The sequence below is a fragment of the Rhizobium sp. N731 genome, assembly GCF_001664145.1.
GTDB lineage: Bacteria > Pseudomonadota > Alphaproteobacteria > Rhizobiales > Rhizobiaceae > Rhizobium > Rhizobium esperanzae.
Map to the genome: position 1 here is coordinate 56106 of NZ_CP013603.1, position 19867 is coordinate 75972.

Here is a 19867-nt window from a genome sequence, read left to right on the forward strand (position 1 = left end):
TCACGTATTTAAGAATTTCTTTGACAAGGTTGAACGGTAACGTTAACGTCCGAGACGGAGGAAATACGTTAACGATAACCTAAACGAGATCATTGGGAGGAGAGAATGCAACACGTCAGAATCCTACGAGGGCGGGTCGTCTCGACCGTTGCCGCTGCTATTCTCATTGGTTCCGGTTGGGCGGGTGCTGCCTTCGGTTTTCAGGAAGCGCCGGAACTCAAGGCGCTCGTCGATGCCGGCAAGCTGCCGCCGGTCGAACAGCGGCTGCCGAAAGAGCCGCTGGTGCTCACTCCTCTTGAATCGGTCGGCAGCTATGGCGGCACTTGGCGAACAGCCACTTTCGGCGGCGGCGACAGCGAGATCGAACGTTCGATCGGCTATACGAGACTGGTGCGCTGGAATCCGGAATGGACCGAGGTGATCCCCGACATCGCCAAGAGCGTTGAGGTCAACGACAATGCGACCGAATATACCTTCACCCTGCGCGAAGGAACGCGCTGGTCGGACGGCGAACCTTTCACCGCCGACGATCTGGTCTGGTGGAACGAGAATGTGCTGCGCAACACCAAGATCACGCCCGCCGCACCCGACTGGCTGACCGCCGGCGGAGAGACCGTCAAGGTCGAAAAGCTCGCCGACGACAAGGTCGTCTTCAAATTTGCCGCGCCGAACGGCCTGTTCCTGATGAATATGGCGACCGTGCGCGGCTCCGATATCCTGGCGGCCGCACCGGCGCATTACCTCAAGCAGTTCCACAAGGATTTCAATCCCGACGGCATCGACGCCCTGGTGAAGGCGGCCGGCGCAACCGACTGGGTTCAGCTCTTCAACAACAAGATCGGCTTTCCCGGCCGCTGGCGCGATCTCGGCCGGCCGACGCTGGATGCCTGGGTGCTGACCGCGCCATATAACGGCACGACCCAGGTCGTCGCCGAACGGAATCCCTATTATGCCAAGGTGGATACCGCAGGAAACCAGCTGCCTTACTTCGATCGCATCACCATCGACGTGATGCAGGATACCCAGGCGATCATCCTGAAGGCGATCAGCGGCGAAATCGACATGCAGAACCGCTTCATCGAGACCACGGACGCCCGCACGGTGATCGTGCAGAACCAACAGAAGGGTGGTTACGGACTGTTCATCGCCCGGCCGGCCTGGTCGAACGCTCTGCTGATCACGCTCAACCAGACCCATAAGAATCCGGCGCTCCGCGCCGTCTTCTCCAACAAGGATTTCCGCATCGGCCTCAGCTACGCCATCAACCGCGAGGAACTCAACCAGCTGATCTATGCCGGTCAGGCCAAGCCCTATCAGGCCGCCCCGCGCGAAGGCACGGCGCTCTACGATGAGAAGATGGCGACTCAATATCTGGAATATAACGTGGATCTCGCCAACCAATATCTCGACAAGGCGGGTCTGACCAAACGCGACGCCGACGGTTTTCGCCTCGGCCAGGACGGCAAGCGGATCACCTTTGCGATCGACGCCTTGACCGGAAGTCCGATCCAGGTCGACGCGCTTGAGATGATCCAGCGCTACTGGCGGGCCGTCGGCATCGACATGCAGCCCCGTCCGGCCGAACGGTCACTGATCTTCTCGCGCTTGCAGAACAACGACAATGACGGCCTGGGATGGGTCGGCGGCGGTGGCTACGACTTCCTCGGCCTGCTCGATCCCAAATGGTATTTCCCGCACGAATATGAATCGAGCTTCGCGACGGCCTGGGGCCTCTATTACCAGAACCCCAAGGATCCGAACGCTGAGGAGCCGAGCCCGGCCGCCAAGAAGCAGATGGATCTCTATCGGCAGGTGCAGGAAGCCCCGACGCTCGAAAAGCAGCTTGAAGCCATGAAGGAACTGCTAGCGATCACCCGTGACGAGTTCTACGTCATCGGCACCAACCTGGAGCCGGACCGCGTCGGCATCGTCAAGACCAATATGCACAATGTCCCGAAGGTCATCCCCAGCACCTCGTTCTACATGACGCCGGGACCGGCCAAGCCCGAGACCTTCTACTACCAGCAATAAGACACATGATCGGCCGGAATGGCGCCCGCGCGCATTCCGCCACCAGCCCCGCCCCATCATTCAGACCGATCGGCGATCGCTGGTCGAAGGAGCTTGAACATGGCCGGCTTCATCATCAGACGTCTGCTTTACATGATCCCGATGATGTTCGCGATCTCGGTCGTGACCTTCATCATTATCCAGCTACCGCCGGGCGACTTCCTGACCGCGATGACGGCGCGTCTGGCCTCGCAGAACGAAACGATCGATCCCGGCATCATCGCCGGCCTACGTGAACGCTACGGCCTCGATCAGCCCTGGGCGGTGCAATACTGGAAATGGATCAGCGGCATCCTGCTGCGCGGCGATTTCGGCCAGTCTCTCGATTGGAACAAGCCGGTCAGCGAGCTGATCTGGGCGCGCATGGGCCTGACCATGGTGGTCTCGGTCACCACGCTGCTCTTCGTCTGGGCGGTGGCCTTTCCGATCGGCATCTATTCGGCCGTGCGGCAATATTCGGTGGGGGACTATTTCGCCACCTTCTTCGGCTTTCTCGGCCTTGCCATCCCGAACTTCCTGCTGGCGCTGGTGCTGATGTTCGTCTCGGCGCAATATTTCGGCCAGAGCGTCGGCGGGCTGTTTTCGCCCACCTATATCAATGCCGCCTGGAGCTGGGCCAAGCTCGGCGATCTCGTGTCGCATATGTGGATCCCGGTCGTCGTGCTCGGCACCGGCGCTACGGCAGCGCTGATCCGCATCATGCGCGCCAATCTGCTCGACGAGCTCAACAAGCCTTATGTCGACATGGCGCGGGCCCGGGGTCTCAGCGAAATCCGATTGTTGTTGAAATATCCGGTGCGGGTGGCGCTCAACCCGTTCATCTCCACCGTCGGCTGGGTGCTGCCGCACCTCGTCTCCGGTTCGGTGGTGGTCTCCATCGTGCTCAGCCTGCCAATCACCGGGCCGCTCCTGCTCAACGCGCTTTTCGCCCAGGACATGTATCTGGCGGGCACCTTCATCCTGCTGATGAGCATGCTGACGCTGATCGGAACGCTGATCTCCGATCTGCTGCTCGCCTGGCTCGATCCGCGCATCCGCAACGGCTGAAGGACGACAGACATGACCGATCAAGCCATCGCACTATCGCCCGAACCCATTCGCAATTCGGACGCCGCCGCCGGTCAGTGGAAACTCATTTGGCGGCGCTTCTGCCGCCACCGGCTGGCGCTGGCGGCGGGCGTCGTGATCTTCCTGATTTATCTGGTCGCGCTGTTTGCCGAGGTCCTCGCTCCGGTTTCATCGCAGACCTACGATTCCCGCTACACCTATGCGCCGCCCCAGCAGCTGAGATTCGCCGGCTATGACACGGCGGGGGGATTTCATCCGCTCTATGTCAACGGCTATTCGATGAAGGTCGACCCGATCGCGCTCAGCCGCACCTATGTGCCCGATCCCGCCGTCGTCATCCCCGTCGGTTTCTTCGTCAAAGGCGAGCCTTACCGGCTCTGGGGATTGTTCGATCTCGACCGGCACCTGATCGGCCCGGCCGAGGCGGGCAAACCATTCTACCTGTTCGGCGCCGACCGGCTCGGCCGCGACGTCTTCAGCCGGACGGTGCACGGCACCCGCATTTCCATGTCCGTGGGGCTCATCGGGGTGGCGATCAGCCTGATCCTCGGCATCATCCTCGGCGGCATTTCGGGGCTCTATGGCGGCTGGGTCGATGATGTGATCCAGCGCTCTATCGAACTCATCAACTCGATCCCGACTATCCCGCTGTGGATGGGGCTTGCGGCCGCCGTTCCGATCAGCGCCGATCCCATCCTGGTCTATCTCTGGATCACGGTCATCCTGTCGCTGATCGGCTGGACCGACCTGGCGCGCGTCGTGCGGGGACGTTTCCTGTCGCTGAAGACCGAGGACTTCGTCATCGCCGCCCATCTCGATGGCTGTTCGCGGATGCGCATCATCTGGCGGCACATGGTGCCATCCTTCATGAGCCACATCATCGCGTCGGTCACGCTCGCCATCCCGACGATGATTCTTGCCGAAACCGCGCTCTCCTTTCTCGGCATCGGGCTGCGTCCGCCTGTCGTGAGCTGGGGCGTGCTGCTTCAGGAAGCGCAGAACATTCTCGCGGTCTCGAGCGCCCCCTGGCTGTTCCTTCCCGGCCTTGCGGTGATCGTCACCGTGCTCGCCCTCAATTTCCTCGGTGATGGATTACGCGATGCTGCAGATCCCTATGAATACTGATAGAAATTTCGCGGCCGCCGGCGGCCGGCACGCCGAGCGTGACTCGCTGATCGAGGTCGACGATCTCCGGACCCACTTCTTCGGCGGCGCGAGCACGGTTAGGGCGGTCGACGGCGTGTCCTTTGGCATTCCACGCGGCAAGACGGTCTGCGTCGTCGGCGAATCCGGCTCGGGCAAGAGCATCACCGGCCGCTCGATCCTCAACCAGGTTCCGCGCGGCGGGCGGATCGTCTCGGGCGCGATCCGCTACCGGCCGGATCCGGCGGCACCGGCCATCGATCTGGCGGCGCTTGATCCGCGCGGCCGTGACATGCGAGCGATCCGCGGTGCCCAGATCGGCCTGATCAGCCAGGAGCCGATGGCAGCGCTTTCGCCCGTCCATACGATCGGCAACCAGATGATGGAAGTAATCCGCCTGCATCTGAAGATGGGAAAGAAGGAGGCGCGTGAACATGCAATCGAGACATTGGCGCTGGTCGGCATCCCCCGTCCTGCCGAACGGATGGAAAGTTATGCCTTTCAGTTTTCCGGCGGCATGCGCCAGCGCGTCTGCATCGCGCTCGCGCTCGCCTGCCGTCCCAAACTGCTGATCGCCGACGAGCCGACTACGGCGCTCGATGTGACCACCCAGGCCAATATCCTCGATCTGCTCGCCTCGCTACAGGCCGAGTTCGGGCTTTCGGTGCTGTTCGTCACCCATGATCTCGGCGTTGTCGCCGAAATCGCCGACGAAGTCGTCGTCATGTACCTCGGCCGGGTCGTCGAGGCAGGCGATGTCGATACGATCTTCCACGCGCCGGCCCACCCCTACACCAAGGCCCTGCTGCAATCGGTGCCGCGCATGCATGGCCAGCCGACGAAACGGCTCGCGACTATCGACGGCATGGTGCCCTCGCGTTTCGACCGGCCCGACGGCTGCAGCTTTCATCCCCGATGCAGAGAGGCGAGGGCGGGTCTCTGCGACCGGGAGGATCCCCAATCCGTCGTCATCGGCGATGGGCATGTTGCGAGCTGTCTGCTTTATAAGGGAGGAGTGTGATGACCGGTCCCGCGACACCACGCAGCCCGCTGCTCGAGCTCAATGATCTCAGAATGCATTTCCCCATTCGCAAGGGCGCGTTTCGGCACGTTGTCGGGCACGTCAAGGCGGTCGACGGCGTTTCGCTTCGTGTCGAGGACGGCGAGGCGCTCGGAATCGTCGGCGAATCCGGTTGCGGCAAGTCCACGCTTGCCCGCACCGTCCTGCGAATCTATCGGCCGACAAGCGGAGAAATCCGCTATCGCGACCGAAGCGGCGGCACTGTGGATCTCGCCGGGCTGTCAGGCCCGGCGCTCAAGGAAATCCACCGCGATCTGCGGATGGTGTTCCAGGATCCGCAATCCTCGCTCAATCCGCGCCTTCCCGTCATCGATATCATCGGCGAGGTGCTTGGTGTCAACGGTATCGCCAGGGGCCGGGAACTCGAACACCGGGTCGCCGATCTCATGCAGAGCGTCGGCCTGCGGCCCGAATATATGCGTCGCTATCCCCATGCTTTTTCCGGCGGCGAACGCCAGCGTATCGGCATCGCCCGGGCGCTGGCGTCCAATCCACGCCTGGTGATCGCCGATGAGGCCGTCTCGGCGCTCGATGTCAGCGTTCAGGCCCAGACCATCAACCTGCTGCAGGATCTGCAGGAGCAGTTCGGCCTGACCTATCTCTTCGTCGCCCACGACCTCTCGGTCGTACGGCACATCTCGGACAACATCGCCGTCATGTATGTCGGCCGTGTCGTCGAAAAGGCGCCGACGGAGCAGATCTTTTCCCGCCCGCGCCATCCCTATACCGAAGCGCTGCTTTCGGCCGTGCCGATCGCCGATCCGAGACTGCGCCGTCACGGCCGGCGCATCCGGCTGGCGGGGGAGGTGGCCGACCCCGCCCATCCGCCTCCCGGCTGCGCATTCCATCCGCGTTGCCGCTACGCAACCGAGCTTTGCAGGCAGGAGGTGCCGGCCCTGCGCACCGTGACCGCCGATGGGCACGCAGTCGCCTGCCACTACGCCGAATCCTTGACCCTCAATCCCTTTGCCGACCGTACCGTTCCGGAGTTCAATTGATGCCCGAATTCATTCCACGCTCCGAGCAGCGTCCGATTGTGGATACCTCCTCCAGGACGCTCGATCTCATCTATTTCGACCTCGTCACGCTTTCGGCCGATGGCTGGGACGCGCGGCGGCTGCCCTTGCACGAAAGCCTCTACGTCGTGCTGTCGGGGCAGGTGGATATCGAAGTGGATGGTATCAGTTTCGAAGCCGTGGGCCGGCGAGCCGATATCTGGGGAGGTGACGCGGACTCGGTTTATGCGCCCGTCGACGCCATTGTCCGGATATCGGCCCGTGGCGGCCCGGCGGAAATCGCCATTGCCGGCGGCATTTGCGATACGCGCTACGCACCGTTTCGGGTGACGCCCGACGAGGTCGATGCGGTCAATGTCGGCTCGCCCGACACGCATAGCCAGCGGCGGATCGTCCACCTGCTCGGGCAACGGCAGAACGGCCGCTGCGGCAATCTGCTGGTCAGCGAACTCTATGCCGGCGAGGGTTGCTGGTCGGGCTATCCTCCGCACAAGCACGATACCGAAGACGGCGATGCCGAGACCCTGCACGAGGAGCTCTATCACTACCGTTTTCAGCCAGAGACCGGCTTCGGCAGTCAGATCACCTATGACGAAAATGGTCCGGTCAAGATCCTCATGACCCGTAACGGCGACACCTTCCTGCTCGACCGGGGCTACCACCCGACGGTCACCTCGCCGGGGCACCGCGGCTATATCTTCACCATCCTGGTCGGCAAGCACCGCCGGGGGCTGATCCAGCGCTTCGATCCCGCCCATCAGCATCTGACCAAAACAATCCCCGGCATCGACGCGATGCGCGACAAGTTCAAATAATCCGGCTCCGGCCGCTTTGCGGACACTGCCCGTTCGAGGAGAGACGATCCATGCGTGAACGTACGCGAATAAAGGTCGATGCCGATGAGGCGGTGCGCCCCTTTACCCGGTTCTGGCGCGGCACCGGCTTTTCGCCGGCCGAACTGCTGCTCGAACCCGAAATGCGCCAGATGCTCGCCTATATCGGCGGACTGCCGAACGAAGGCATCCGGTACCTGCGTGTGCACTATCTCTACAATCTGCTGCGCTCGACCGGCGGCGCCGGTTATGACTGGTCCCTGCTCGACCGCGCGCTCGACGTGATAATCGAACATCGTCTGAAGCCGTTCTTCGAACTGATGGGCAATCCCTCCGGCCTTTTCACCGATTATGAGGACATGGACCAGGTCAAGCGCTGGCGGGATCTCGTCACAGCGACGGCCGACCGCTATGGCGCGCGTTACGGCATGGACGAATTGCGCAGCTGGTATTTCGAAACGACGAACGAGGCCGACTCCGGCTGGTGGACATACGGGATCAAAGGCTACACCAATTATTACGACGCCTGCGTCGCCGGGCTCGATGCCATCGATCCCGGCCTGCCCATGGGTGGGCCCGGCACTGCCCGCACGCTCTCGCCGATCTTTGGCGCCCTGATGGCCCATTGCGACGTCGGCACGAGCTGCCTCACCGGCGAGGGGCCGCCGCGCCTCGACTACATCTCGATCCACGAAAAGGGCGTCAACGGCAGCAAGGAAGACCTGACCCCGAAAACCCACGCCATCGTCGACCGCACGCTTCTCGTCGTCGACTATCTCAAGGAGCACCATCCGCGGCTTGCGGCCTTGCCGATCGTCAATGATGAATGCGATCCGCAGCTCGGCTGGAGCGATCATCACAGCTGGCACGGCAAGGCCTACTATGCCGGTATCATCGCCCGGATCATCGAACAGCACGACCGGCGCATCATTGCCCCGAAGGCGGCTGATTTCACCTTCCTCAGCAATGACCATGCCTTTATCGGCGGCTGGGGCCAGCGCACGATCTTTGCCTATTTCGGTTCGCGCAATTTCACTAAGGCGCAATGGGAGCACAAGACCGATCTGAACAGACTGGTTACCGATGTCGACAAGGCGCCGCCCTTCGACATCATCAAGAAGCCCGGCCTGACATCGATGGAATTGCTGGCAACGCTCGGCGACACCGTCTGCAAGGTGACGGCCGAGCCGCCGTTGGCGCCCGACCAGGATGGCCTGGCGATCCTGCCGACACGGCTGCCGGACGGCGGTGTTTCCATCAGCCTCATCCACAGCGTCGATGCGATCAACCGTTCGGGGCGGACCGCTGTCCGCCTCGAAGTGAGCGGGCTGGTTCCCGGCCGCCATGCGCTGTGCCTGCTGCGCATCGACGAGGAATTCACCAATCCGATGGAGGTCTGGGAGGCGCAGCGCGACGAAAGCAATCCCCGCGGACCCTTCGAGCCGGTCGGCGCGCCACCCGAGCCGAGCGAAGCGCAATTCGCCGAATTGCGCCGTGCGCAGGAGCCCGCCTTGCTGCATCCGATCAGCACCATCGAGTGTAGCGAAGGCCGGATCAGCGTCGATCTGGACGTGCCCTTGCCGTCGCTGACGCAGGTGCTCGTCGTTCCCGATCTCGGCAGCCCTCCGGCCGCGCCTACAGACCTCGTTATCGAACGTTACCTTGGTCTCGGCGGCCGGGAGCGGCGCATGCTGTTCTGGGCCGCCGCCGATACGAGCCCTGCCATCTTCTATGATGTCCTGGTCAGCAGGGATGGCAAGACATTCGAAAAAGCCAATTCCGTGCCGCTGATCTCGACGGCATTCCTGCACATGTCGCCGCCGGAGGGTTCACGTTACGCGGTCTGCGCCCGTGATGCATTCGGCCGCCGGAGCGAAGTTTGTGTTTCCCGTTGATGAACGGCCTTCTCCACTTCGGATTTGATCATGGATATCGCCTATTTCACCAAGACACTGGAGGGACTGCCGCTCGAAAAGGCGGCGGAGATCACCGCCGATCTGGGCTTCGACTGTGCCGACCTGCTCATCCGCGACGGCCATGCCGTTTCCCCCGACAGGCCGGAGCAGATTGTCGAGGCGGTGAAACTCTTAGCCGCGGCCGGCCTTCGCATACCGATGGCGACGATTGATTCCACACGGCCCGACGATGCTACGTCCCGGATTCTCGGGCATTGCGGCGAGGCTGGCATCGGGCAGATCAGGCTCGGTTTCTGGCGCTATGATCCCTCTCGACGCTGGAGAGTCCAGCTCGACGAGGCGCGGCACGATCTTGACGGCTTTGAGCGCCTGGCCGCACGCTTCGGCATCAAGCTGACCATCCAGCTCCACGGCGGGACGCTGCACAGCTCGGGCGCGCTGGCGCTGCAATTGCTGACCGGACACGATCCGGCGCGGATCGGCGTCTATCCCGATCCAGCCAATCAGATCGTTCGCGAGGGAAGCGAGGACTGGCGCCTCACCCTCGACGTTCTCGATCCATGGTTCTGCTGCTTGGGCGTCAAGAATGGCGGCTGGTTTCCCGGCGCTTACGGCGCCGGCGGTCAGCGCGCATGGCATTCGGATTGGCAGGGGCTCGACGAGGGCATGGTGCCCTGGAACGAAATCATCCCCCATCTGGTCGTCACCGGATTTGCCGGTGTGCTCTCGGTGCATTCCCAATACCGGGTTCCCCGGCCGCAGGCGCTCGACAAGGTCCGCGCCGATCTTGCCTATCTCAGGCGCCTGGTCGCCGCAGCGAAAGAAGCAGAAAGATGAACGAGCAGGCTTCCATCATTGCCGTCCTTTTGACCGAAAAGACCCGCCGCATGATGCTGGACGATGCGGCGACCGCTGAGTTGAACGCTCTCGGCGAGGTGCGCTGGCCGACCGGCGCCGTTATCGACGCCGCCGATGCCGACCGGCTGCTGCAAGGCGCCACCGCCTGCCTGACCGGCTGGGGAACGCCGCCCTTCGATGCCGCCACGCGCCAGCGCCATCCGCAACTTGCCCTCGCCGCGCATTCGGCCGGCAGCATCCGCACGCTCGTTCCTGCCCGTCTGTTCGATGAGGGCCTTCGCGTCAGCCATGCTGCCTCGAAAATTGCTGCCTCGGTTGCCGAATTCGTCGTCGCCGAAGCGTTGCTTTCCATGCGCGGCATTCACCAGCTGCATGCTCAATTGCGTGGAGGCGGCGAATGGCTCGACGTTCGTGCAGCAGTGCCGCAGAGATTGCTGGGCGCCCGCACGGTCGGCATCGTCGGCGCCGGATATGTCGGACGGGCGGTCATGCGCCTGCTCGTTCCGTTCGGCTGTCGCGTACTGGTCGTTGATCCCTATTTGGACGAGAGGGAGGCCGCAGCACTTGGCGTTGTCAGTGTCGCGCTGGAGGATGCGCTGGTTCAAAGCGAGGTGATTTCCTTGCATGCGCCCGTCCTGCCCGAAACGCGCCGCATGATCGGTGCCCGCGAACTGGCGCTGCTGCGTCCGGGCACCCTGTTCATCAATACGGCCCGTGCCGAACTCGTTGATGAGACAGCATTGCTCGCCGAAATCCGGTCCGGCCGTATCGAAGCGGCACTTGATGTCTTTGACAACGAGCCGCTGCATCCTGACAGCCCTTTCCGCGACCCTGCGCTCGCCAACCTCACCATTTCGCCTCATACTGCTGGCCACACCGAAGAGGCACATTTCGCCCAGGGGCAGGCCATGGTGGACGAGATCGGCCGGCTGCTTCGCGGAGAAGCGCTCCACCACGAGGTGACCCGCGCCATGCTCGAGCGGATGGCATGACCATGGACAGAAGCATTGGAGGGCCTGTGGAGGCGCCGCGTGTCAGAATCGTCGAGATCGACGCCTTCGAGCGCGATATCCGGCTGCGCCTGCCGTTTCGCTTCGGTGCGGCTACCCTTGAGCAGGCGCCGCAGGCCTTTCTCAGGGTTCGTATCGAGGACGAGCAAGGGAAAACCGCCATCGGCGCCGCCGCCGAGATGATGGTGCCGAAATGGTTCGACAAGAATCCGGCCCTGACGCCGGCGCAAAATGTCGATCAACTGCGCGCCTCGATCCGCCTTGCCGGCGCTGCGTCCCTTGAAGCATCCACGCCGACGACATTGTTTGCCGCTGCCCGGCTGAACGAGTTGGAGACGGTGCGGCGCCTGCCCGGAAATCCGTTGGCGGCCGGCTTCGGCCCTTCGCTTGTCGCCCGCGCGGCGCTCGACGCCTATTGCCGCCTTGCAGGCATTTCCTTCTTCGATGCGGTGCGCCGCAATCTCATCGGTATCGGCGGGCCGATGCTGCCGGGGGATATCCATGCGGATGCGTCATCGGCGACGCTTGCCGACCTTCGCCCTGCCGGTTCGATCGCAGCCCGGCACACGATCGGACTGCTCGACCCGATCACCGAGGGCGATGTCGCCCATCCCGTCGAGGACGGCCTGCCGGAAAGCCTCGAGGCCGTGATAACGCGTTACGGCAACCGCTGGTTCAAGATCAAGTTGTCCGGCGCGATCGATGCCGATATCGACCGCCTGGCCCGGATCGCCGCCGTGCTGGACCGCTTGCCCGACTACCGGGTGACGGTCGACGGCAACGAACAGTTCGGCGCCGCCGATCAGCTTGGCGCCGTGCTGGCGCGGATCGATGAAACCCCGCGGTTGAAGAGGTTGCGGGCGACCATCGCCTTTGTCGAGCAGCCGTTCTCGCGCGAGATCACCATGGAGACGCCGCTGGGAGATCTGGCGGCGCAATTGCCCTTTCTGATCGACGAGAGCGATGATGGCGACGATGCCTTCGCCCGCGCCCGGGGGCTCGGTTATACCGGCGTCTCCTCCAAGACCTGCAAGGGCATTTACCGCTCGCTCATCAAGGCGGTCCGCATCAGGACGGGAGGTGTGCCGGGACTGTTCCTCTCCGGCGAGGATCTCACCTGCCAGGCCGGAATTGCGGTACAGCAGGATCTGGCGCTGGTCTCACTGCTCGGCCTCTCCCATGTCGAGCGTAACGGTCATCACTATGTGGCCGGCATGCAGGGTGCGCCTCAGGCAGAGCAAGCGCGCTTTGCCGCAGCCCACCCGGATCTCTACCAGCAAGGCGCCGACGGGCCGATCCTGTCGATCCGCGGCGGCCGGATCGACATCGGCTCGCTGACGGCGATCGGTTACGCCAGCGGCGCCTTGCCTGATTTCGAAGCGATGGAGCGGCTCTCTTGACATCCATGGACGTTCAGACGGGAGCCTGTATCTTGCTGGCCTCGGATACTTCAAGCTATGTCAATATTGGAGGCTGGTCGGCATGTCATTGAAAACCGTCAAGACACCGGGGGAGCTGCGGTCGGCGCGCTGGTTCGCATCCGAGGACCTGCGCGGCTTCGGCCACCGCTCGCGCCTGATGCAGATGGGTTATGATGCCGGCGACTGGGCCGGCAAGCCGTTGATCGGCATTCTGTCCACCTGGTCGGACCTAAATCCTTGCCACGCCCATTTCAAGCATCGCGTCGAAGACGTGAAGCGTGGCGTGCTGCAGGCTGGCGGCTTTCCGGTGGAGATGCCGGCGCTGGCGCTGTCGGAAAATTTTATGAAACCGACGACCATGCTCTACCGCAACCTCCTGGCGATGGAGACCGAGGAGCAGATCCGCGCCCATCCCGTCGACGGCGTCGTGCTGATGGGAGGATGCGACAAGACCACGCCGGGCCTCATCATGGGCGCGCTCAGCGCCGGCGTGCCGATGATCTACCTGCCGGCGGGGCCGATGCTGCGGGGCAATTATGCGGGCCAGCAGCTCGGGTCCGGTTCGGACGCCTGGAAATATTGGGATGAGCGGCGCGCGGGAACGATATCGGACAAAGAATGGGCCGGCATCGAAGCCGGCATCGCGCGTTCCTACGGCCACTGCATGACGATGGGCACCGCTTCGACGATGACCGCAATTGCCGATGCGATGGGACTGACGCTGACGGGAGCCTCATCCATTCCCGCGCCCGATGCCAATCATATCCGCATGTCGGCTCATTCAGGCCGGCGGATCGTCGAGATGGTCTGGGAAGATCTGACGCCGGACCGGATCGTCACCCCGGCGGCCATTCGCAATGCCGCGACGGTCGCCATGGCGACCGGCTGTTCGACCAATGCCGTCATCCACCTCCTGGCCATGGCGCGCAGGGGAGGGGTGGCGCTGACGCTTGACGATCTCGACGCGCTTGGCCGCGTCACTCCGGTCGTCGCCAATGTCCGTCCGTCCGGAAAGACCTATCTGATGGAGGATTTCTACTATGCCGGCGGCCTTTTGGCGCTGATGTCGCAGATTCGCGAGCGGCTCGATCTGGACGCCTTGACGGTTTCGGGTGAAACGCTGGGCGCGGCGCTGGCCGATGCAAAGATCTATAATGACGACGTGATCCGGCCGCTTTCCAATCCGATCTATCCGGAGGGCTCGCTTGCCGTGCTCAAGGGTAATCTGGCGCCCGACGGCGCGGTGATCAAGCCGGCGGCCTGCGATCCGCGCTTCCATGTGCATCAAGGGCCGGCGCTGGTCTTCGACAGCTATCCCGACATGAAGGCGGCGGTCGAGGACGAGACACTCGATGTGACGCCGGATCACGTAATGGTGCTGCGCAATGCCGGGCCGCTCGGCGGTCCCGGCATGCCGGAATGGGGCATGCTGCCGATGCCCAAGGCGCTGCTGAAGCAGGGACATCGCGATATGCTGCGGTTGTCGGATGCGCGCATGAGCGGCACCAGCTACGGCGCCTGCGTGCTGCATGTGGCGCCCGAAGCCCATGTCGGCGGTCCGCTCGCTCTGCTGCGGAACGGCGACATCGTCAGGATCGATATTCCCAGCCGCCGGCTGGACATGCTGGTCGATGAGGCGGAGCTGATCCGGCGCCGCGCCGCCTGGATGAAGCCGGCGGATCGTTTCGGCCGCGGTTACGGCTGGATGTACGCCTCCCATGTCAGCCAGGCCGACAAGGGTTGCGACTTCGATTATCTGCTGCCCGAATTCGGTGCGGCAGCCGGAGAACCGGACATTTTCTAGGAGGACATGTATGACGACACTTTCGGACACTACGCGCGACAAACTCATGCGGGTCAGCGTCGCCACCATCAGCACGGCGCTCTTCAAGCGCGGCCTGCGCAACCAGACCATCCAGGATGTGCAGCCGGTCGCTCACAAAGGCTGCAACATGGTAGGCCCGGCCTATACGCTCCGCTACATTCCGGCGCGCGAAGACCTGAACAAGCTCGAGGTTTTCCGCAATCCGGAACACCCGCAGCGCGCCTGTGTCGAAACCTGCCCGCCGGGCTCCGTGCTGGTGATGGACAGCCGCAAGAATCCGCGCGCCGCCTCCGCCGGCTCGATCCTCGTCACGCGGCTGATGGTGCGCGGCGTGGCGGGTGTCGTCACCGATGGCGGTTTCCGCGACAGCCCCGAAATAGCGGGGTTGGCCATCCCTGCCTATCACAACCGCCCCTCGGCGCCGACGAACCTGACGCTGCACCAGGCGCTCGACATCAATGTACCGATCGGTTGCGGCGACGTGGCGGTCTGGCCCGGCGATATCATGGTCGGCGACGACGAAGCGGTGATCGTCATTCCCGCCGAGCTCGCTGACGAGATCGCCGAGGAGGCCGTGGAAATGACCGCCTATGAGGATTTCGTTACCGAGCGCGTGCAGGCCGGCCAATCGATCATCGGTCTCTATCCGGCGACGCAGCCGCGCAATCTCGAGGAATTCGCCGCCTGGCGGGCCAAACACGGCCGCTGACCAGCTGAGGACGTTATGTTCTCTTCATGTCGATGAGCTTGACCCTGCATGCTTGCCGATCCGATGGCAGGACGCGCAGGCGGCATGATACCGCCTGCGGGGGGACACGTCCCGCGGTCTTGTTCCTGTGAGGGTTGGAACGCGACCGAACAGGTTTGCCACAAGTGCCGAGCGTCAGGCGGCGTGGAACCGTGTGGGGATACATTTGCGGACCGCACGTCATCGCTGACCTTGTCCGCGCCTGGATTGTTCGGGGAGTAAAGCGATCGCGGTGCGATCGTTGGAGGCCTGCGGCTCCCTTTCCGCGGCTTCATCGTGCGGCCCGGACCGGCGCACGAGACGCTTCAATGCCTCATGCAGGTCGTCGACGAAGGTGAAAATGACGGGGATGACGATAAGGCTGAGCAGCGTCGACATGATGACCCCGCCAATCACCACGATGGCCATCGGCTGTCGGAAGCTGGAATCGCCGCCCATCAGGCTGAGAGCCGCCGGAAGCATACCGGATGCCATGGCAATGGTGGTCATGACGATCGGCCGAGCGCGTTTGTGGCAGGCATCCACCAGGGCGTCAAACCGCGACATGCCCTGGTGGCGCGACATGATCGCATATTCGATGAGAAGGATAGAATTCTTCGTTACCACGCCCATCAGCATGAGCAGGCCGATGACGGCCGGCATGGAGAAGCTGGTTCCAGTCACGACGAGCGGTACCAATGCCCCGCCAAGCGAGAGCGGCAGAGCCATCAGCAGGGTGAGCGGCTGCAGGAAATCGTGGAAGAGCACGACGAGAACCGCATAGATGCAGAACACGCCAATTGCCATTGCGAGCGCGAAGCTTTGGAAGAGTTCCGAACTGCGCTGAAGCTCGCCTTGTTCAACAAGCGTGACGCCCGGCGGCAGATGCCGAAGTGCCGACAGCGCCTGTGCCTCGCGGTTGACATCGCCGAGGATGCGGCCGTTGAGTTCGACGGACACCGTCACATTGCGCATGCGGTCGATTCGATCGATTTCGGAGGGGCTGCCGCCGATGCGGATATCGGCAATCGATCCGAGGTCGACATTGCCGTTCGTGCCCGCCACCCGCATGTTCCTGATGTCGTCGAGTTTCGTGCGGGACTCGGGGCTGAAGCGAACGACGATGGGAACTTGCCGCTGAGGCAGATTGAGCTTGGGCAGGTCTGAGGAATATTCGCCGTTGGTTGCGACGCGCACTGCGCTGGCAATGGCAGTCGATGTTACCCCAAGTGCCGCAGCACGCGTGAAATCGGGGGTGATCTGAATTTCCGGAGCCTGACGGGATGCCGTCGACGTCACGGCTCCAATGCCCTTTATGGTGCGGAGCTGTTCCTCAAGCGCCGCGCCCGCCGTATCGAGTGCGTTTGCATCGTCGCTGGCGAGCGTGATCTCGAGCTTCGTCCCGTTAGAGCCGTTGCCGACCTCCACCCGCATGCCGGGGAGGGCCGAGAGGGCCTGGCGGATGTCGTTTTCAATTTCCGACTGCTTGCGATTGCGCTCATCGATGGGTTTGAGCACGACGACGATCGTGGCAGAGCCTAGATCGCTCGAGGTGGTGACGTTAGGCCCGCCGCCGTTCGAAGAGGCGACACCCACCGAGGAAAAGACACGCGTGACGTCCTTGAGCTTGCCGACGATGTCGGCGGCCTTCCTGGTGGCGGCATCGGTCTGCTCAATGGTGGCGCCCGGCTGCATGGTGAGCGTGATGCGGGTTCGCGCATCGTCGGAAGCAGGCAGAAAACCTGATTTGAGCAAGGGGATGGTGGAAAGAGACAGCGCAACGACGACCGCGGTCAGGGCCACCGTGGTCTTCCGGCGGCGCATGGCCGCTTTCACGACTGCCATATAGGCGGTCATGACCCGTCCATCCGTTGCCTCGGCCGAATGCGCCTTCATGAAATAGGCCGCCATCATTGGCGTCAGCAGGCGGGCGACGACGAGCGAGGCAAGAACGGCGACGGCCGCGGTGATGCCGAACTGACGGAACACGAGACCCGGTATGCCGCTCATGAAGGCCGTCGGCAGAAAAACCGCGACCAGCGTGAAGGTGGTTGCGATAACGGCAAGCCCGATCTCGTTGGCGGCTTCGAGTGCTGCATCGAAAGGCCGCTTGCCCATCTGCAGGTGGCGGGCGATGTTTTCGATCTCGACGATGGCATCGTCGACGAGGATGCCGACCACCAGCGACAGCGCCAGCAGCGTGACGATATTCAGGCTGAAATCGGCGAGGTACATGACGAGGAAGGTCGGGATGACCGACAAGGGCAGCGCCACGGCCGACAGGATCGTTGCCCGCCAGTCGCGAAGAAACAACCAGACGACGACGATAGCGAGGATCGCGCCTTCGTACAGCATTTCCATTGAGCCGTCGTAATTGTCGAGGATCCGCCCAATCGTGCTGTAAGCCTCATCAATCTGCACGTTGGAATGCGCGGCTGCGAATTGTTTGATCGTCCTGTCGACGTCGGCAGCGACACCGCTGTCGGAAAAGCCGTTCGAACGCTTGATTTCGACCGCGATCACCGGTTTGCCGTCGAGATAGGCGAGCGAGGAGCGCTCGGCAAAGCTGTCCGTGACGGATGCGACCTCATCGAGGCGAACCTGCTGGCCGTTGGCCAGCGGAATTCTGAGCGCCTTCAGCGCTTCGACCGATGGCAGGGCGCCGAGTGTCCGCAGCGTCTGACGGGTGCCGCCGATTTCGCCGAGGCCACCTGACGTATCCGCCTGCACGGCCTTCAACTGTGACGACACGGTTGCGGCGGTAACTCCGAGCGAGGCCATCGTCGAAGGATCGAGATCAACATGAACCTCGCGGTCGATCCCGCCGATGCGATTGACCTGCCCGACGCCGGAGACGGACAGCAGCGCTTTCGTCAGATCGTTATCGACAAACCAGGACAGCTCGGTCTCGTTGAGAGCGGTCGACCGTACGGCATAGGTAACCAGTGCGGTGCTCTGTACCGTGACCTTGGTGACGCTCGGCGTCTCCATCTGCGCCGGCAGATCACCCTTGACGCTGTCGACGGCATTGCGGACTTCGTTCAACGCTGTTTCGCTATCCTTTTCCAGCTTGAAGGAAACCTTGATCGAGACGCTGCCATCAGTGATCGTCGTGGTGACATGGTCGAGATAGCTGAGCGCGGCGAGACTATCCTCGATAGGGCGGGCGACCTCGGTCTCAAGCTGCGTCGGCGCCGCTCCTTCGAGCGTGGCGCTGACGGTGATCGTCGGAAGGTCCATATCGGGAAAGTTTTGGATCGGCAGCCGGTTGAAGGCCAGGAACCCACCAACGGTGAGCATCACAAACAGCAATATCGCCGGTACGGGGTTGCGGATGGACCATGCTGAGAAGTTCATCAGTTTTTCTCCGCAATCTTCACAAGGTCATTATTCGACAGGAATGCGCCGCCCGAAGTCACCACTTTGGCCGAGCGCTCTATGCCCGAGACGATTTCCACTTCGCCATTGTTGCGGCGACCGGTTTCGACCCGGACCCTTTGCACCCGTTGATCCGCGGCGGCGGTAAAGACGTAGCTGATCCCGTCCCGGAACACGATTGCCGTTTCGGGAACGGTCAGCGCCGGGGAGGTCTGCAGCTCGATATTTCCGGTCACATAGAGTCCGGTGCGAGGACGTGCGTCTGCGGGAAGCGCGACATAGACGATCGTCCGGCTGGTATCGGTGCTGACCGACGGACCGACCAGCCTCACCTTGCCTTCGATGAATTCGTTGTCCGGTCCGTTGATCTTGACGCGCAAACCTTCTGAAATGCGCGGAAGGTAACGTGCTGAAACCTCGGCCTGCCATTCGATCCGCTGCTGGCGAACCATGCGGAAGAGTTCAGTGCCGGCGGAGACGACAGCGCCGAGGTCGGCGGAGCGCGACGTGATGAGGCCGTCGTCGACGGCAGCGACGGTCGTCTGTGCAAGCTTGATCTTTTCGCTGTCGAGCGCCGCTTCTTCGGACTTAAGAGTCGCCTCAGCCGTCTGCTCGTCCGCGAGATATTCGACAATTTTCTCGTCGGAGAGCGCACCTGAGGGTTGGAGCTGTCGTGCCCGGTCGGCATTGGCCTTGGCCTTCGCAAGGCTTGCCTTGGCGGTCTCGACGGCCGCCTCCTGCTTACGAAGGTCGGCCAGCACGCTCTCCTGTGACAACCGGACGAGCGTCTGCCCCTTCGTTACGACGGAGCCGACATCGACGAGAACATCGGTTATCCGCAGACCGCTCGTCTCGGACGCGATGACTGCTTCCTGCCAGGGCTTCAGCCATCCGCTGGCAGGCACTGTCTCAGGCCAATCCCGCTGCTCCGGCGCCGTCAGCGAGACGGTGAGCGCGGGTGCGGCGGCTTGCTCGGCCGCGGCGCCGCGAAAGGAAAACAGAAGTGCGGCCGCGACGCATAAGGCGGCAAATGTCATAGACGGCTTTTTCAACGATCAAATCCTTGCAGTTCCGGCACAGGCGCGGGCAAATCCTGCCGCATGACCGATGCCGCCCCTGCTACCAGTAGCGGGACGAACGTTAAGTGCGGTCAAGTTAGTGTTAAGCTGGGTAAAGTTGGGCGGAGTGCCCGAACATGGAGCTGTCAAGCCGCGGGATATCATGGCCGACGGGCGAGCGGTGGACGGGATCGTGCCTGCTCGGAAATTGGGCGCAAGTAAAGATTTTGGGCCGAGACGGCCCAAAATCCTGCGAAGCTAGAGCTTTTCCGGGTTAGATTGAAGCATTCTGCCGGAGCAGGTTTTCGTCAGGGCAGAGGCGATTGGCGACGGGCATACCCCAAGGTATGTCCGAGCCGATCGCCTCTGATCCTGGCGGAAAGATGCCCGGCCCTTCGGGTTGGCTGAAACGGGCCGGCTGATCGACCGGCCGGCTTGGCCGTAGAGCTGGGCTACGACGCGC

Annotated in this window: 14 protein-coding genes; 12 read left to right on the plus strand and 2 right to left on the minus strand. The window is 62.9% G+C overall.

Features of this window, described 5'->3' with window-relative positions; translation table 11 throughout:
• Positions 1-105: 105 nt before the first annotated feature.
• The 12 genes from AMK02_RS21985 (at position 106) to AMK02_RS22040 (ending at position 14950) form a co-directional block, all read left to right on the plus strand.
• Positions 106-2031, plus strand: coding sequence for an ABC transporter substrate-binding protein (locus AMK02_RS21985; RefSeq protein ID WP_064806757.1), 1926 nt, complete (start codon positions 106-108; stop codon positions 2029-2031).
• Between the two features lie 99 nt (positions 2032-2130).
• Positions 2131-3117, plus strand: coding sequence for an ABC transporter permease (locus AMK02_RS21990; protein ID WP_064806758.1), 987 nt, complete (start codon positions 2131-2133; stop codon positions 3115-3117).
• Positions 3118-3129: 12 nt separating this feature from the next.
• Entirely contained in the window at positions 3130-4263 is a 1134-nt protein-coding gene (locus AMK02_RS21995) for an ABC transporter permease (RefSeq protein ID WP_064806759.1), read from the plus strand.
• Complete coding sequence (locus tag AMK02_RS22000) at positions 4253-5302, plus strand: ABC transporter ATP-binding protein (RefSeq protein WP_064806760.1); 1050 nt, start codon at positions 4253-4255, stop codon at positions 5300-5302. The genes AMK02_RS21995 and AMK02_RS22000 overlap by 11 nt, the downstream gene beginning before the upstream one ends.
• Positions 5302-6360: an ABC transporter ATP-binding protein gene (locus AMK02_RS22005; protein ID WP_064806761.1), complete on the plus strand. Its 1059-nt coding sequence runs from the start codon at positions 5302-5304 to the stop codon at positions 6358-6360. The genes AMK02_RS22000 and AMK02_RS22005 overlap by 1 nt, the downstream gene beginning before the upstream one ends.
• A complete protein-coding gene (locus tag AMK02_RS22010) occupies positions 6360-7193 on the plus strand; it encodes a 5-deoxy-glucuronate isomerase (protein WP_064806762.1) in 834 nt (277 codons plus the stop codon). The genes AMK02_RS22005 and AMK02_RS22010 overlap by 1 nt, the downstream gene beginning before the upstream one ends.
• A gap of 50 nt (positions 7194-7243) precedes the next feature.
• Positions 7244-9106, plus strand: a complete 1863-nt coding sequence (locus AMK02_RS22015; protein ID WP_064806764.1) for a GH39 family glycosyl hydrolase — start codon at positions 7244-7246, stop codon at positions 9104-9106.
• Between the two features lie 30 nt (positions 9107-9136).
• Positions 9137-9964, plus strand: coding sequence for a sugar phosphate isomerase/epimerase family protein (locus AMK02_RS22020; protein ID WP_064806766.1), 828 nt, complete (start codon positions 9137-9139; stop codon positions 9962-9964).
• Complete coding sequence (locus AMK02_RS22025; RefSeq protein WP_064806768.1) at positions 9961-10977, plus strand: hydroxyacid dehydrogenase; 1017 nt, start codon at positions 9961-9963, stop codon at positions 10975-10977. Before AMK02_RS22020 ends, AMK02_RS22025 begins: the two co-directional genes overlap by 4 nt.
• Positions 10974-12395, plus strand: coding sequence for a hypothetical protein (locus AMK02_RS22030; protein WP_064806770.1), 1422 nt, complete (start codon positions 10974-10976; stop codon positions 12393-12395). The genes AMK02_RS22025 and AMK02_RS22030 overlap by 4 nt, the downstream gene beginning before the upstream one ends.
• An 82-nt stretch (positions 12396-12477) precedes the next feature.
• Complete coding sequence (gene araD, locus AMK02_RS22035) at positions 12478-14220, plus strand: L-arabinonate dehydratase (RefSeq protein WP_237358362.1); 1743 nt, start codon at positions 12478-12480, stop codon at positions 14218-14220.
• Positions 14221-14230: 10 nt separating this feature from the next.
• The gene (locus AMK02_RS22040) at positions 14231-14950 is read left to right on the plus strand and encodes a ribonuclease activity regulator RraA (protein WP_064806771.1); all 720 of its coding nucleotides are present in this window, start codon (positions 14231-14233) and stop codon (positions 14948-14950) included.
• Between the two features lie 219 nt (positions 14951-15169).
• Here AMK02_RS22040 and AMK02_RS22045 read toward each other — a convergent pair whose 3' ends face one another.
• Together AMK02_RS22045 and AMK02_RS22050 are read right to left on the minus strand one after the other, a co-directional pair.
• Positions 15170-18325 (minus strand): efflux RND transporter permease subunit, encoded by a 3156-nt coding sequence (locus tag AMK02_RS22045; RefSeq protein WP_064806773.1) that lies wholly within the window; start codon positions 18323-18325, stop codon positions 15170-15172.
• Positions 18325-19383 (minus strand): efflux RND transporter periplasmic adaptor subunit, encoded by a 1059-nt coding sequence (locus AMK02_RS22050; RefSeq protein WP_406869906.1) that lies wholly within the window; start codon positions 19381-19383, stop codon positions 18325-18327. Before AMK02_RS22050 ends, AMK02_RS22045 begins: the two co-directional genes overlap by 1 nt.
• Positions 19384-19867 lie beyond the last annotated feature (484 nt).